This is a genomic window from Clostridium sp. 1001283B150225_161107_B6 (genome assembly GCF_015556325.1).
Classification (GTDB): Bacteria; Bacillota; Clostridia; order Lachnospirales; family Lachnospiraceae; genus Enterocloster.
The window spans coordinates 42,147-55,707 of record NZ_JADNMD010000012.1 but is presented as its reverse complement, the minus strand read 5'-3'; the positions used below and the strand labels follow the sequence as shown (position 1 = coordinate 55,707).

At 52.1% G+C, this 13,561-nt stretch carries 15 protein-coding genes; 4 read left to right on the top strand and 11 right to left on the bottom strand.

Annotated features, from left to right (window positions below; translation table 11 throughout):
- The first annotated feature begins 24 nt into the window (after nt 1-24).
- Entirely contained in the window at nt 25-387 is a 363-nt protein-coding gene (locus I2H39_RS22370) for a hypothetical protein (protein ID WP_195627562.1), read from the top strand.
- On the opposite strand, the gene I2H39_RS22365 is transcribed toward I2H39_RS22370, so the two are convergent.
- The 3 genes from I2H39_RS22365 to I2H39_RS22355 all read right to left on the bottom strand — a co-directional run bounded on the left by I2H39_RS22365 (nt 371) and on the right by I2H39_RS22355 (nt 3,128).
- Nucleotides 371-1,834: a DEAD/DEAH box helicase gene (locus I2H39_RS22365; protein ID WP_195627561.1), complete on the bottom strand. Its 1,464-nt coding sequence runs from the start codon at nt 1,832-1,834 to the stop codon at nt 371-373. The genes I2H39_RS22370 and I2H39_RS22365 overlap by 17 nt on opposite strands.
- A complete protein-coding gene (locus I2H39_RS22360; RefSeq protein ID WP_138311062.1) occupies nt 1,824-2,528 on the bottom strand; it encodes a YoaK family protein in 705 nt (234 codons plus the stop codon). The genes I2H39_RS22365 and I2H39_RS22360 overlap by 11 nt, the downstream gene beginning before the upstream one ends.
- A gap of 102 nt (nt 2,529-2,630) precedes the next feature.
- Nucleotides 2,631-3,128, bottom strand: coding sequence for a CarD family transcriptional regulator (locus I2H39_RS22355; protein ID WP_138311061.1), 498 nt, complete (start codon nt 3,126-3,128; stop codon nt 2,631-2,633).
- 287 nt (nt 3,129-3,415) lie between these two features.
- Here I2H39_RS22355 and I2H39_RS22350 point away from each other — a divergent pair, with 287 nt between their 5' ends.
- The gene (locus tag I2H39_RS22350; protein ID WP_138311060.1) at nt 3,416-3,706 is read left to right on the top strand and encodes a DUF2325 domain-containing protein; all 291 of its coding nucleotides are present in this window, start codon (nt 3,416-3,418) and stop codon (nt 3,704-3,706) included.
- A 9-nt stretch (nt 3,707-3,715) separates the two neighbouring features.
- Here the strand turns inward: I2H39_RS22350 and yqeB are convergent, their stop codons facing one another.
- The 3 genes from yqeB to dapA form a co-directional block, all read right to left on the bottom strand.
- Nucleotides 3,716-4,543 carry a selenium-dependent molybdenum cofactor biosynthesis protein YqeB gene (gene yqeB / locus I2H39_RS22345; protein ID WP_138311059.1) on the bottom strand — a complete coding sequence of 276 codons (828 nt, stop codon included), beginning with the start codon at nt 4,541-4,543 and terminating at the stop codon, nt 3,716-3,718.
- A gap of 27 nt (nt 4,544-4,570) precedes the next feature.
- Complete coding sequence (locus I2H39_RS22340) at nt 4,571-4,960, bottom strand: LysR family transcriptional regulator (protein ID WP_195627560.1); 390 nt, start codon at nt 4,958-4,960, stop codon at nt 4,571-4,573.
- Nucleotides 4,961-5,143: 183 nt separating this feature from the next.
- Nucleotides 5,144-6,067 (bottom strand): 4-hydroxy-tetrahydrodipicolinate synthase, encoded by a 924-nt coding sequence (gene dapA, locus I2H39_RS22335; protein ID WP_195627559.1) that lies wholly within the window; start codon nt 6,065-6,067, stop codon nt 5,144-5,146.
- Nucleotides 6,068-6,266: 199 nt separating this feature from the next.
- On the opposite strand from dapA, the gene I2H39_RS22330 reads away from it, so the two are divergent.
- Nucleotides 6,267-7,112 (top strand): dipicolinate synthase subunit DpsA, encoded by an 846-nt coding sequence (locus I2H39_RS22330; RefSeq protein ID WP_195627558.1) that lies wholly within the window; start codon nt 6,267-6,269, stop codon nt 7,110-7,112.
- A 17-nt stretch (nt 7,113-7,129) separates the two neighbouring features.
- Nucleotides 7,130-7,714, top strand: a complete 585-nt coding sequence (locus I2H39_RS22325) for a dipicolinate synthase subunit B (RefSeq protein ID WP_195627557.1) — start codon at nt 7,130-7,132, stop codon at nt 7,712-7,714.
- A 123-nt stretch (nt 7,715-7,837) separates the two neighbouring features.
- Here I2H39_RS22325 and I2H39_RS22320 read toward each other — a convergent pair whose 3' ends face one another.
- The 5 genes from I2H39_RS22320 to I2H39_RS22300 form a co-directional block, all read right to left on the bottom strand.
- Nucleotides 7,838-8,836, bottom strand: coding sequence for a reverse transcriptase family protein (locus I2H39_RS22320; RefSeq protein WP_195627556.1), 999 nt, complete (start codon nt 8,834-8,836; stop codon nt 7,838-7,840).
- A gap of 315 nt (nt 8,837-9,151) precedes the next feature.
- Nucleotides 9,152-9,985, bottom strand: coding sequence for a carbohydrate ABC transporter permease (locus I2H39_RS22315; RefSeq protein ID WP_195627555.1), 834 nt, complete (start codon nt 9,983-9,985; stop codon nt 9,152-9,154).
- 14 nt (nt 9,986-9,999) lie between these two features.
- Nucleotides 10,000-10,878: a sugar ABC transporter permease gene (locus I2H39_RS22310; protein WP_138311052.1), complete on the bottom strand. Its 879-nt coding sequence runs from the start codon at nt 10,876-10,878 to the stop codon at nt 10,000-10,002.
- A 63-nt stretch (nt 10,879-10,941) separates the two neighbouring features.
- On the bottom strand, nt 10,942-12,381 hold the full coding sequence (locus I2H39_RS22305) for an extracellular solute-binding protein (RefSeq protein WP_138311051.1): 1,440 nt from the start codon (nt 12,379-12,381) through the stop codon (nt 10,942-10,944).
- A 33-nt stretch (nt 12,382-12,414) separates the two neighbouring features.
- On the bottom strand, nt 12,415-13,380 hold the full coding sequence (locus tag I2H39_RS22300; RefSeq protein ID WP_138311050.1) for a uroporphyrinogen decarboxylase family protein: 966 nt from the start codon (nt 13,378-13,380) through the stop codon (nt 12,415-12,417).
- Between the last annotated feature and the right edge of the window lie 181 nt (nt 13,381-13,561).

Here is a 13,561-nt window from a genome sequence, read left to right as displayed (position 1 = left end):
CCACCTTCTGCGACGAGATACTGGATGGACAGGCTGCAGGTTTCCGTAAAGGACACCGGCAACGCCATGACGGATGAGGAAATCATCGGCTTTAGCCGGCAGGTAAACAAGCAGGAGCTGATACATTACCGAAACGCGGTGGGGTGCCGGACACGCAGGATATTAAATGCCCTGACCCCCGGTGATATGAAACGGAAACCCAGCGAAGAGAGCCTGGGACGGCTGGTCAGCGAAGGCGGTCTGCTGGAGGCCAGGCAGTCCATATGGCTCAGGAATTTCTGGGGCCGCCATACAGTGGCAGGACTCATATTGCTGCCGCTGACGCGCCATCATATGATGCATCTTCCCGACAGTCTGAGAATAAAGGAATTTAACCGTGCGAAGTAATTCTCACCTTCCTGATTTTCCCCTTAATGGTCCTGTTCTGAAGTCCTTCCAGGACCCGGGGGCCTTTCCGGTTCATGATATCCACAAAGGTAAGGCTCTCCCTGATGTCAATGATTCCTATGTCACCGGCATCCACGCCCTCTATGCCGCACACAGCGCCCACAATGTCCCCGGACCTCATTTTGGATTTGCGTCCGCCTCCAATGGAGAGTCTGGTGATGGACTGGTCCAGCTTCTCCCCCTTATGGGACCCGGAATCCGGCTTCTTTCTCTGAAGGGCCCAGAATGCCTTTTCCTCCTCTTCCCCTGTCTCAGGGCAGGGCTGGACCGGCAGGCATGCTCCCATGTAGGCCTCCACTTTATGCAGGGTCCTCATCTCATCCTCAGTCACAAGGCTGACGGCCCTGCCTGTCCTGCCGTTTCTTCCGGTCCGCCCAATCCGGTGCACATAAGTCTCCCTTCCCATGGGGAAATCATAGTTCACCACCAGGCTGATATCTTCAAAATCAATTCCCCTGGCAGCCACATCCGTGGCAATCAGGTACCGGAATCCTCCCCGTCTGAAGGCATCCACATTTTTAAGCCGTTCCTTCTGCTCCATATCGCCGTGAATCATGCCGCAGAATATCCTGTCCCTTCTCAGCTTCTGAAACAATACCTGGACCATTTCCCTGGTTCCGCAGAATATCATGGAGCGCTCCGGATTCTCCTTCATGAGAATGCGTTTAAATGCCGTATACTTCTGGTCCTGCGGCACGCCGTACACGGACTGCTCAATGGGAAGGGCGGCCTCTCCCTCCTGTTCCAGGAAAATGGACACCCCGTCCCTGACTGTTTCCTCTGCCAGATTCTTCACATCCTCATCCAGGGTGGCTGAAAACAGAAGGGTCTGCCGCTTTGCAGGAAGCAGCCCCGCTATCTGCCTGACCTCATCCATGAATCCCATGTCCAGCATCAGGTCCGCCTCATCAATCACCAGATATCTGACGCCGGTCAGCTTAAGGCTTCCCCGGCGCACATGGTCCATGACACGTCCGGGGGTGCCCACCACGATATGGGTTTTCTGGCGCAGTGTCTGTATCTGCTTGTCAATGGGAAAGCCGCCGAACACGGCCGGCACCTTCAGCCGTTTTTTCCTGCCAATCCTGAATATCTCCTGGCTCACCTGTACGGCCAGCTCCCTGCTGGGCTCCAGCACAAGGGCCTGGGGCAGGCTTTCCTCCCAGACAATCTGCTGGCACAAAGGGATGGCAAATGCAGCTGTCTTGCCGGTTCCTGTCTGGGAGCGCACCACCACATCCCTGCCTGCCAGCACCTGGGGCAGCACCTCCTCCTGTACCTTCGTGGGATGCTCATACCCCAGCAGCGACAATGCCTCCATGATTTCAACGGATAAACCGTACCCGCAGAAACAGCTGTCAGGTTCCCTGTTTTCTTTATTTTCCATATGTCTCCATTTCTTCGCCTTCTATATCTTCTTTCACGAACATGATAAGGAAGCTGACCAGCAAAAGCCCGCAGCTGACCCATATGGTCCTTTCCCTGAGATGCGCCGTGAGCACGCTTCCCATGACAGCTCCCACTGCAAATATGCCGATGACCCCATAGTAGCGTATGAATTTGTCCCGGTGGTCCTGTTTGCCTGTGTGACGGTACCAGTACAGGTTTTCCGTGGCGCTTCGCAGGTTTCCGATGCACATGGTGGTGGCATAGGGGCTTCCCTTGATTTTCCTGAACGCATTGACCTGAAGGGCGCACACAAAGGAGACAATGATGTTGGCTGCCATGTTCATGCTCTGGGGCAGAAATCCCACTGCAAAAAGCAGGGTGATTTCAATGGCAACAATCAGCTGCCTCCAATGAAAACGCCGGTCCTGCCGGTGAAGCCGCTTCACATGCTCTGCCATGTACACGCCCCCTGCAAAAGCCAGGACCGGAGCCAGATAGCGCACAGCCATGGCCCACTCCCTGGCAGCCAGATGGCTTCCCATGAGCACAATATTTCCCGTCTGTGCATTGGCAAACACATTTCCCCTGCAGTAATACGTATAAGCATCCTGGAAACCTCCGGATAAAGTCAAAAAAATACCCGTTGACACAGCCTCCGACATCTGTCCACGGGTACGCATACTCTTTTTCATCTCTCCTGCCGCCTTTCCCAAGTTAAGAATCTGATTCTTCCAACTCAAGATTTTACCACAGTTCAGACTAAAAGAAAATAGTTAAATGTTTCACAGGCTTCATCAGGCTTCCCCAATCTGACTGGTAATATAGTCAGGAATCTCCTCAGGGCAGATGTTCAGGGCAGCGGCCAGCTCTCCAAACAGCAGTTTCCGGGCGCTCTTGACGCCGTCCCGTTCCCGGATGGACAGGGGCTTGCCCTTGCCCTTACGGTTCTGCTCCATCTCTGATATCTCCTTAATCATGGAGGCCAGTTCCAGACAATCGCCGGATTCAAGGACCTGCCTGTATACCTGGGGCCGTTCCTTATCGTTTGCATACTGCTTGCCTTCAACAGACGGCAGTGCCAGTATGAACTGCTCTGCTTCCTGCCTGGTCATGATTTCCCTCATCTTTACCTTTGGACTGTCCACCGGTATATAGATGGTGGTATCCTGGTCAAACTTTGGCACAAGGCTGTAATACACCTTGTCATTATTCGAGAAGTCAGGTTTCGATATGCCCTCCACCTGGCATACGCCTACAGTTCCATAGAGAATATATTCTCCTTTTTTAAACAAATTCCCACCTTTCCGAACAGATACTGTTCAAGTGTTAACGGGGTATTTATATAGTATATCACATTTTTCCCTGTTTGTAAAATGCGGCCTTTCGCCGGAGTCTTTCACCCCAGCCCTCTGCCCCGGCTCCTCTCCTGCTTCCTTCCGCCAAAGACCGGAAATACGCCCTTTAAACATGATAAACTTTCTCATGTGCAGGGCTGGACAATTTTACAGAATTATTGTATTATGTCATTACGAAGTTAGTTTTAACTAACCAATATAGACACCACAAAAGGAGGATTTTCATGAGCGTTGTCATTATCGGAGGCCATGACCGCATGGTAAGCCAATATAAAAAGATTTGCAAGAATTACAAATGTAAGGCAAAGGTATTCACCCAGATGAGCGCCAGCCTGGACAAACAGATTGGCAGTCCTGACCTCCTGGTCCTGTTTACCAACACCGTATCCCACAAGATGATACGCTGCGCCCTGGACGAAGTGGGAAGCAGCACGGAGATTGTCCGCTGTCACACCAGCAGCGGCACAGCCCTCACAGAAATCCTGGAAGAAAAATGCGCGGTCTGTGCCGTATAGGTTTTCCAATCAGTACCCCTGCTTCACCTCCAGCATCTGCAGACCCTCCACCACGGAGCCTGCGATGCATCTGGCCTTGTCCGAGATGGTGAAGCAGTTTTCATATTCACTTTTTCTGGGGTCTATGTCGGCAATCTTAAATCCCTTTACCACGGGATATCCGTCTTTTATAATTCCCCTCAAAAGCCCTGTAAGGGATGCTTCCACCGTGACCTCGCCCTGCCCGGTCACAATAACGCCAATCGCCTGTCCCTGTTCCACCATGTCACCAATCATGGACCTGCCAAAGAAAATCCCTTTGGCCGGGGAATGGATAACCCGCTCCGCCCCATAGCCGCCGATAATTCCGGGAACACCGGTATTGGGGGCCGCCTTTCCGTTTCCAATGATGCGGCCCAGATTATGGCCTCTCATGGTCTCTATCACAAGGTCCACATCCTGTCCTGCCGTGAACCCGGGCCCCAGTCCAATGGTCTTGTCCGCCATATCCCTGGTGGTTCCCAGATTCTTCTTTGCCAGAATGGCATCCACCAAAGCCCATGGACGCACCTTCCCCAGCACCTGGCAATTCTCGTCAATCATGATAGGGACTGCTCCCTGTTCCATAATGGAGCAGGCTTCCTCATACCCGGAAGCCTTGATGCAGGTGATACCCTCCACCTCAGACGTACCGTCATATACTGCTTCGGAAAAGGCTACGCATCTGCGGATTGCCGAAGGATATCCCGACTCCAGCACCAGCACCGGGTATCCGCAGCGGCAAAGCTTGTGGATGGTACCCGTGGCAATATCACCGCCTCCTCTGACAATTACCAGTTGTTTTGTACGTTCCGTCATTTTACATCCATTTCCTTCCATCTTAAATTATTCTTTTGCCAGTTCAGCCGATTGCTTCAGCTCCTCCACCCATTCCTTTGAAAAATGCGTTTCAAAAAGCCGGTCCAGCTCCTGCCTGGTCTCAGCCATAAAGGCGTCGTATGCCTCCAACAGCCGGATAGCCTGGGGCGTCAGGGTGGAGCCGCCTCCGTCCCTGCCTCCTGTCTCCCGCTCCGTCAGCATGAACCCCCATGCCTTTTCCGACTCCTTTAGCATCTTCCATGCCTTGCTGTAAGCCATGTTCATGGCCTGGGCCGCCCCCTGAAGGGAACCGGTGGTTTCCACTCCCCTCAGCAATGCCGACATGCCGGGTCCGAATGCCTTATTTTCAAAATATAATTTCAGTGATAGCCCATAGTGAAGCTGATTCTGTTCCAATGATATGCCCCCTTTTCCTGATTGGTTATGTTTTTTTAAGAATAACGTCCTCAAAGATAAAAGCCGGGCAAACCATTCTTATAAGGCATCTGATAGTTTCAGAAACACCTGTCGCAATGGCTGCTGCCGGCTTTTGATTCTCTGTGCATAAAGCTCCAAACTGCTATTCTTTCACTCCCTTTATTATAGCAGATTTGTCTGATTATGCAATTCTTTTTTCAGGCTGATTCCATGCCGTTTCATGACACCCGCCAGTTTTTTCCTCTGTTCCGGCTCCATGGGCGTCAGCGGAAGGCGCAGGTCGTCCCCGCAGATACCCATCATGCCAAGGGCTGCCTTGACCGGTATGGGATTCACATCCCAGAACAGGGCTTCCATGATATCCAGAAGCTTAAGCTGCATCCGCCTGCTCTCCTTCACATCCCCGTCCAGGTACAGGCGGCACATCTGATGTGTCTCCTTTGGCATAATGTTGGCCAGCACCGATACCACCCCCTTGCCTCCCAGGGACATGATGGGAAGGGTCTGGTCATCATTGCCGGAATAGATATCAAATCCCTCCCCGCACAGGGCGGCTGTTCTGGCAATCAGGGACAGGTTGCCGCCGGCCTCCTTTGTCCCCCGTATATTCGGATGCTCCGATAGAATCTTGTATGTCTCCGGCTGAATGGTCACTCCTGTACGGCTGCTTACATTGTATAAAAGAATGGGAATGCCCACATGGTCCGCCACCTGGGTAAAGTGGCGCACCAGCCCTTCCTGGGATGCCTTGTTGTAGTAAGGCGTCACCTGCAGCAGGGCGTCCGCCCCCAGCTCCTGGGCCTTCCTGGACAGCTCCACCGCGTGTTCCGTACAGTTGCTTCCCGTGCCTGCAATCACAGGAATCCTGCCGTCCACCTGCCTTATGGCATACCGGATGACAGCCAGCTTTTCTTTATCGTCCAGGGTAGCCGACTCCCCTGTGGTGCCGTTTACGACCACAGCGTCTGTCCCTTCCCTTATAATCCACTCCAAAAGCCGCCCAAAGGCGTCAAAATCAAGATTACCATATCCATTCATGGGCGTTACCACGGCTGCGGCGCTGCCCTCAAAAATACTGTGTCTCATAAACATCAGTCCCCCGATTCAATCGTGATTCGTAACGGTCCAGGATGGCGTTTCCTCCTGACCCAAAAGCCAATTTTTCCGCTGTTCTGAACAGTTACCATTATACTATGAAAATATGACAAACTCATCCTAATGGTACCAATTATTTCCTTTTGTCATATAGTGACATTATGAATCCAATCTCATAAGGAGCGTATCCATGCATCCAATCCTCATACTGGGCGGAGATTCCAGACAGATTTGCCTGAACCGGCTTCTGAATCAGACCGGCCATAAAACTCTCTTTTACTATGACAAACTTACCTCCTTCTCCCTCAGGGAGGCCATGGAGGATTCCCATATCATCCTCTGCCCTGTCCCTTTTACCAAGGACGGCAGCACCATTTTCTCTGTCAACAGCCTGCCCGGCCTGGAAATCCATGATTTCACGGCCGCTCTGAATAACACCCATACACTCTTTGGTGGGAATATCCCTACCGCTGTCAGGGAACGCTGCGGCTCCCTCTCCATCCCCTTCCATGATTTCATGAGGATGGAGGAGGTTGCATGGAAAAATGCCGTTGCCACGGCAGAGGGCGCTGTGGCGGAGGCCATAGCCTTAAGTCCGCTGAACCTTTACAGGAGCCGCTGCCTTGTAACCGGATGGGGCAGGTGCGCCTCCATCCTGGCAGACCGTCTGAAGGGCATGGGAGCCGGGGTAACCGTGGCTGGCCGCGATTCCTCACGGCTGGTCAGCGCCCGCTGTCTGGGATACAATACCTGCCTGTTAAAGGAACTGGAACCAATTATGGGAGAATTTGATTTTATATTCAACACCATCCCATCCTTGGTGCTGGATGCAGCACTGGCAGAACAGGTTCAGGACAATGCAGCGGTTATTGATATTGCCTCTGCACCGGGAGGAGTGGATTTCCCGGCACTGGAGCGCCGGAATATCCGGGCCAGGTTATGCCCCGGGCTTCCCGGACGCTATTCCCCCCTTTCCTCTGCCAGGATTCTTTATGAGGCTGTCATGGAACATATCCGGGATTCACAGACTCAGTAAGGAATAAGGAGAATATTATGGAATTAAAAGGAAAAAATGTAGGTCTGGCCGTCACCGGGTCCTTTTGCACCTTTGCAAAGATAGAACAGGAAATCAGGCAACTGAAGGAGACAGGAGCCATCCTGCACCCCATTTTCTCGAATAGTGTCCAGTCCACGGACTCCCGTTTCGGGGATACCGGCGAATTCATGGACCGCATAACATCCATCACGGAAATAAAGCCAATACTGAAAATAGAGGAGGCGGAACCCATTGGCCCGAAAGGATACCTGGACGTCCTCCTCATCGCCCCCTGCACCGGCAATACCCTGGCCAAACTGGCTGGCGGTATCACGGACACCCCGGTGCTCATGGCTGCCAAAGCACACCTGCGCAACGGCAAGCCCCTGGTGATTTCCGTATCCACCAACGATGCCCTTGGCATGAACCTTAAGAACATCGGACTTCTGTTCAACATGAAGAACATCTATTTTGTTCCCTTTGGCCAGGATGACCCGGTGAAAAAGCCCACCTCCATGGTTGCCCATACCGGACTCATAGAGGACACCTTGAAGGAAGCCCTGGAGGGCAGGCAGATTCAGCCGGTCATACAGGGGGTGTAGGCCCCTCTCATCGCTTTCGCGGCAGACAGTCATTGCGGGCCGGGAACATGCCGTCTTGGCATTGTCCCGGCCCGCCTGCCGTACCCCACTTTGTCGTACTCCACTTTGTCATACTCCCCTTTTTCATATCCCCTGCCGCACCATGCTCTTAAGTCTCACTTGCGCCTCCCTAAACCAGGCATCCCCGCCGCCTGCCAGCAGCACATAGGCAGTCTTGCCCAGCAGGGACTCCAGATACCGTTTTACCCCGGCATCCCCTTCCTTCAGATATGCGTCCCTTCCGGTCCTCCTCAAATGTTCCTCCGCCCCATATTTCAGACAGTAATAAATCTCCTGGCGCAGACGTCTTCTGTAGGGGGCCGGAACCTGGACACGGTCATTTACCACCAGGCCGGTTACTGTCTGTCTGGTTCCTCTGGTCAGAATACGGGTCTTTCTCTGGTTTGGCTCAAATCCCATGGACCTGAGGAAGCCGTATACCTTTCCCTTCACCTCAGCCGTATCAAAAACACCGGAAAAGGTCATATCGTCGCAATACCTGCTGTAAGCGATATCCCGCTCCCCGCACCAGGCCTCCATATATTCATCAAAGGGCTTCATCACAAGATTGGAAACAGCCGGCGACGCAGGCGCTCCCTGGGGCAGACGGTCATGGCAGCAGCAAAGGGCGGCCAGCATTGCGCCCACTGGCGGCGGGAAATAGGCGGCCGGAAATGCGTGATGAAGCACCATGGGAAAGGTGATGCTGCCAAAGAAATCCTCAATATCCATCTTCATGACAATCTTCCTGCCCTGATGAATCCCTGCGTTGGCAGCTGCCGAAGCGCCCTTGCGGTAAGCCGCCGCACTGGCGGACACCGCAAATCCGTCCAGTACATGGTGAAGCAGGTTTCTCTGCACTTCCTTCAGAAGGGAATCCGGCACCAGAAGCGTCCTGTAACCGCCGCTTCTTTTAGGTATCCGCACCTTCCGGTAATGCCTTTGCGCATGGTTGCTGAGGGCATAGAGACAGCCCATTATTTTCTCCGGAGGCCAGTCCCTGGTTCCAAGGAGCCGGAAGGAGAGCAGCATTTCCCTGCAATGCTCCGTACTGCAATATTTCCACAAATCCGCCTGAGCCATATCTCTTCCCTCCCGGAGCCTGCGCCCCCTCTTTCCAGTATTTTTTCGTAAAACAAAAACAGGAGAAGCAACACGTATCCGGATACCGTAAGATGCATAGGGGTACCGGGCCGCTGGCGGCCGGCACATGAAATGTGCGGATGTACCCCGGCGCAGATTGCGGACTCATCCCTCTGCTGTTCACTCCGGGCAGCGACTCGCTGTCCGTCCAGGCTCACTGCCCATGCAATATTCCTGAAAATGCTGTTGCTTTTCCTGTCTTTGCTTATGCCATAATCATAGGCAAAAAACATTCTCTTGTCAATGTGCTTTTCGTTATCCCTTGACCGCGCCCTCCATCATTCCGGCCTTCTGGAACTTCTCCAGAATCAGGTACAGGATGATAATGGGTATGATAACCAGGGTGGTGCCTGCCAGTATGACAGGCCACGGGGTGGATAAGCCCTCGCTGACAGGCAGCAGGGAAATGGTCACCATCAGCGTATACTTTGTCTGCTTGCGCAAGTACAGCAGAGGCCAGAAGAAATCATTCCACCTGGCAATCAGGGTGATGGCGCCCCAAGACGCCATGGCCGGCTTGATGACAGGAAGGATGATTTTGGTAAAGATGCCAAAATCGGAACATCCGTCAATCCTGGCTGCCTCCACCAGCTCATCCGGCACATCTGTTATATACTGGTTCATGTAAAAGATACCCACTGCGGTGGCAATCCTTGGAATCACCAGGGACCAGAGGCTGTTAATGAGCCCCACCTTCTTCATGATGATGAACAAAGGCACGCTTCCCACCTCAGGCGGCACCAGCATGGTGGCAATGACAAAGTAAAACAGGAATTTCCTGCCAGGAAACCTGTATTTGGCAAAGGCAAAGCCTGCCAGGGCGCAGAAAAACAGGGAGGTAATGGTTCCCATGATGGTGGTGAACACGCTGTTAAAGGCATTCTGTCCAACGGGAATCATCTCAAACAGGCGCTTAAAGTTGGCCATGGTGGGATTGGATACCATCAGGGAATTAAATCCTGTGATGCTCTCGCTGGTGCTCTTGATGGAAATCAGGCACATCCACACAATGGGAAACAGGCAGACAATGGTGATGAATGCCAGCACGCCGTAAACAAGGACAGTGGATGCATTTTTCTTTCTGTTCATTTCATTCCCTCCTTCTATATTTCGCCCTGCTTGTGTCTTACCACAAACTGGATGATGGATATGACAATCAGGATAAGAATCAGGATAACGCCGATTGCCGAAGCATAACCCATATTGAATACATTAAAGCCTGACTCGTACATGTACTGGAACAGGGATGAGTTGGATGTTCCCGGTCCCGGAAGGATATAGGATTCATTGAACAGCTTCCACATATCCACGGTCAGTGTGACGGAACAGAAGAACAGGATGTTCTTTAAGGACGGAAGGGTTATAAACCAGAACTGCTGCCACCCGTTGGCTCCGTCCACCGTGGCCGCCTCATAATAATCCTTGGATATGTTGAGCAGTCCTGACAATAAAATCATGGTAAACCACGGTGTATATCTCCAGACATTCAGGATGATAACCGGTATCTTGGAAAATGTGGTGCTGGTAAGCCAGGGGATTTTGCTGCCCCCGAACATTGTCACCACCTCATTGACCAGGCCCACGTTCTCATCAAACAGCATCCTGAAGATAAGACCCATTGCAATGGCCGCACAGATATTGGGAAGGAAGGTAGCCGTCTTGAAAAATGCCCTGGCGGAATTACTCTTTAAGTATCTGCTGTTCAGTAAGGATGCAATGAGCAGGGCACAGCAGATGATGAATACCAGTCCGGTGAGCCAGTAGACCACTGTGTTGCCCAGGGATTCCCAGAACATATCGTCAATCAGCATTTTCCTGTAGTTGTCAAACCCGCAAAAATCCGGAGTCCCGATTCCCTTCCAGTTTGTCAGGCTGATATAGAATGTCCATATGGTGGGCACCAGCTGAAATACAAGAAACAGGATAAAAAAGGGCATGATGAATAGATAGGGAGCCCTGTATTTTTTCAGTGCTTTTAACATTCGCTACCTCCTCCTTAAGGTTTATAAAAGGCTCCCTCCTCGGGGCGGGAGCCTTTTCATGTATTACTGGCTGATTTCAGCCTTGCCAATCTTAGCCTTTAAGTTCTTATCCATGTTGGCGATAGCGTCGTTCATGGACTGGTTGCCTGCCACATATTTCTCCAGCTCAGCAGATATGATTTCATCCGCCTCTGCATCCTGAGGTGTTACCACCAGGTTGGCTGCGCCGTTCTCAAGGCACTTGCCCTCCATCTCGCGGAAGGACTGGCCGCCGTAGAAATCAGACGGTTCTTTCCAGAATGGGTCTTCCAGCATTTCCTTGGATACAGGGTTGGAATACGGTGCGTTCTGCTCTTCCATGGAATTTACCCACACTTCCTTTGCCTCGGTGTCAAAGGTGAAATCATACCACATCTGGCGGAACAGCTCGGAATAAGGATTGTCGCCCTTTTCGATGATGGCCATGTACTGGGATACAGGAGCGCCTGCCTTGCCAACGCCTTCAAACTCAGGAGCTGACATAACTCTCCACTGTCCCTTGGTGGCCTCACAGTTCTTTCTCATAAACTCATCCCAGAAAGCGCCGATGCAGAAGGTGGCTACCTGCTGTTTGTTGATGGCGTCGTAAAGGGCCGGCTCCATGATGGTGGTCTTTAACAGTAAGCCCTCGGAGTTCATGGTGTCCAGAGCGCCCAATGCCTTCTGTGTGCCCTGGTCGCTGCCGATTATGACTTCGCCGTTCTCATCCCAGATTTTAGCTCCTGCTGACGGCATAAGACCTCTGCGGCCCCAGTATCTCCAGGTCTTGCTGGTTGGGTCAATATAGGAGAGGTAAACTTCCCCGTTGCTCTTTTCCTTTAACTGGCGTCCTGCCTCAATGTAGCCCTCCATGGTCTTCATCTGCTCTGCATCCACGCCGTACTTGTCAAAAATCTCCTGGTTGTAGAACAGTACCTGGGGCCTTACGGAATCCGGAAGCGCATAGATGCGTCCGCCGATGGTTGCGTCAGTGGTTGCTCCGTCCACCATCTTATCCAGAAGGGGCGTCAGATAGTCTGTCTCATCCTTCAGAAGTCCTGCGCCGGCCAAATCCATGATGGTTACCGGGTCCAGCATGGCTGCATCGGGAAGGTCCTCGGTGGCTCCCGACAAGGCTGTCATGGTGATTTTTTCACGGATGTCTGCGGTTCCCTCTGTCTGTACAAATTCAATCTTTACATCCGGCGCAATATCCCTGTGGTTCTCCAGCCAGGTCTCAAACCACTGCTGCCTGTACTGGGGATTTCCCATGGCATAGACCACCAGGGTTCCTGCGGGATACACGGTCTTCTCACCATCCGCTGCCTCTGAATCCCCGGCTGCCGCCCCGCTCTCCGCGCCCTGGGCATTCTCTGCCTTAGGTGCTGCTGTTGTGCCTGCTGACTCGGTCTTGCTGCCGCAGGCCGCAAGTGAGCCTACCACCATGGATACTGCAAGTGCCATTGCTAACTTTCTTTTCATCATTCTCTGTTCCTCCTTTTCCTATTCACTGCTTCTTTATTCCCTGGCTGCCTCTACGGCTGCCTTTAAAAGATTCATATCCTGCTCTGTTGCCAGGGTACAGTCGGCTCCCAGGATGAAATGGGTCCTTCCGAATTCCCCGATAACCTTTCTTGTCTCTTCCTTCACTGCCTCTGCCGGTCCGTCCACCAGCACGCCGTGGCGGTTTGGCAGGCCGCCCATGATGGTCTTTCCTGCAAACATCTTCCTGCCGTCCTCCAGGCTGAAGGGAGCTTCGTACACGCCCCAGTTCACCACGTCAGCATAAGGGCCGTAATCCTTATAGCGGTCCATGTTCAGCTGGTCCTTGCAGATGTGGAGGAAGCAGTAACCGCCCGCGTCCTTGATGGCCTTCATAATCTGCAAATCAAAGGGCTTAATCCACTGCTCAAATTCCTCATCCGTGAAGAACCGTGTCTCTCCGCCCAGAGCCGCATAATATACGCCGTCCACACCCAGTTCAATGTATGTCCTTGCCAGCTCACACATCACATCCGCAATGCGCTTCATACCTGCCAGGACCGTATCCGTATCCTCATGCAACAGGCGGCAAAGCTTTTCCCTTACCTGGTCATATGTATAGCCGGGGTCCATCTTCTCAAGCGGATGGATGGATGATGCCGTGATGCCGTGAAGGGTGCCCAGAATAAATGCATCCCTGTCGCATCCAGCCAGAATCTTCTTAACCAGCTCCACCTGGTCCTGCATAAAGCCGTCTTCCATGGTCATCTCTTTTACCAGGCTGTAATCGGAACCCTTGTTAATCTCGCCCATATAGGGTACCAGGTTCTCATTCATAATTTTAAGGATGTCTGTATCGGATTCCTCAAAAAATTTCAGATGAGCTTTTACTGCTGCATCCCCAAACGCTGTTTCCTTTGGAAAATGCAGGGAAAAGCCGCTGGGTATCTTATCAACTTCTTCTCCCCGGATGGCTGCTATCACTCTCTCTTTTTTTGTCATGGCTGTTTCCTCCATTAATCATACTACTGATGTGATTAGTAATCTTACTAATAGCGATTATAGCACCATTGGCAGGCCGTGTCAAATAATTTTTAACCATTTTTCTAAAATAATTTTGTTATCCCCCGTTGTTTTTGTTTATTTTCACACCATATCCGATTATTATTCAAAAAAAGGATGT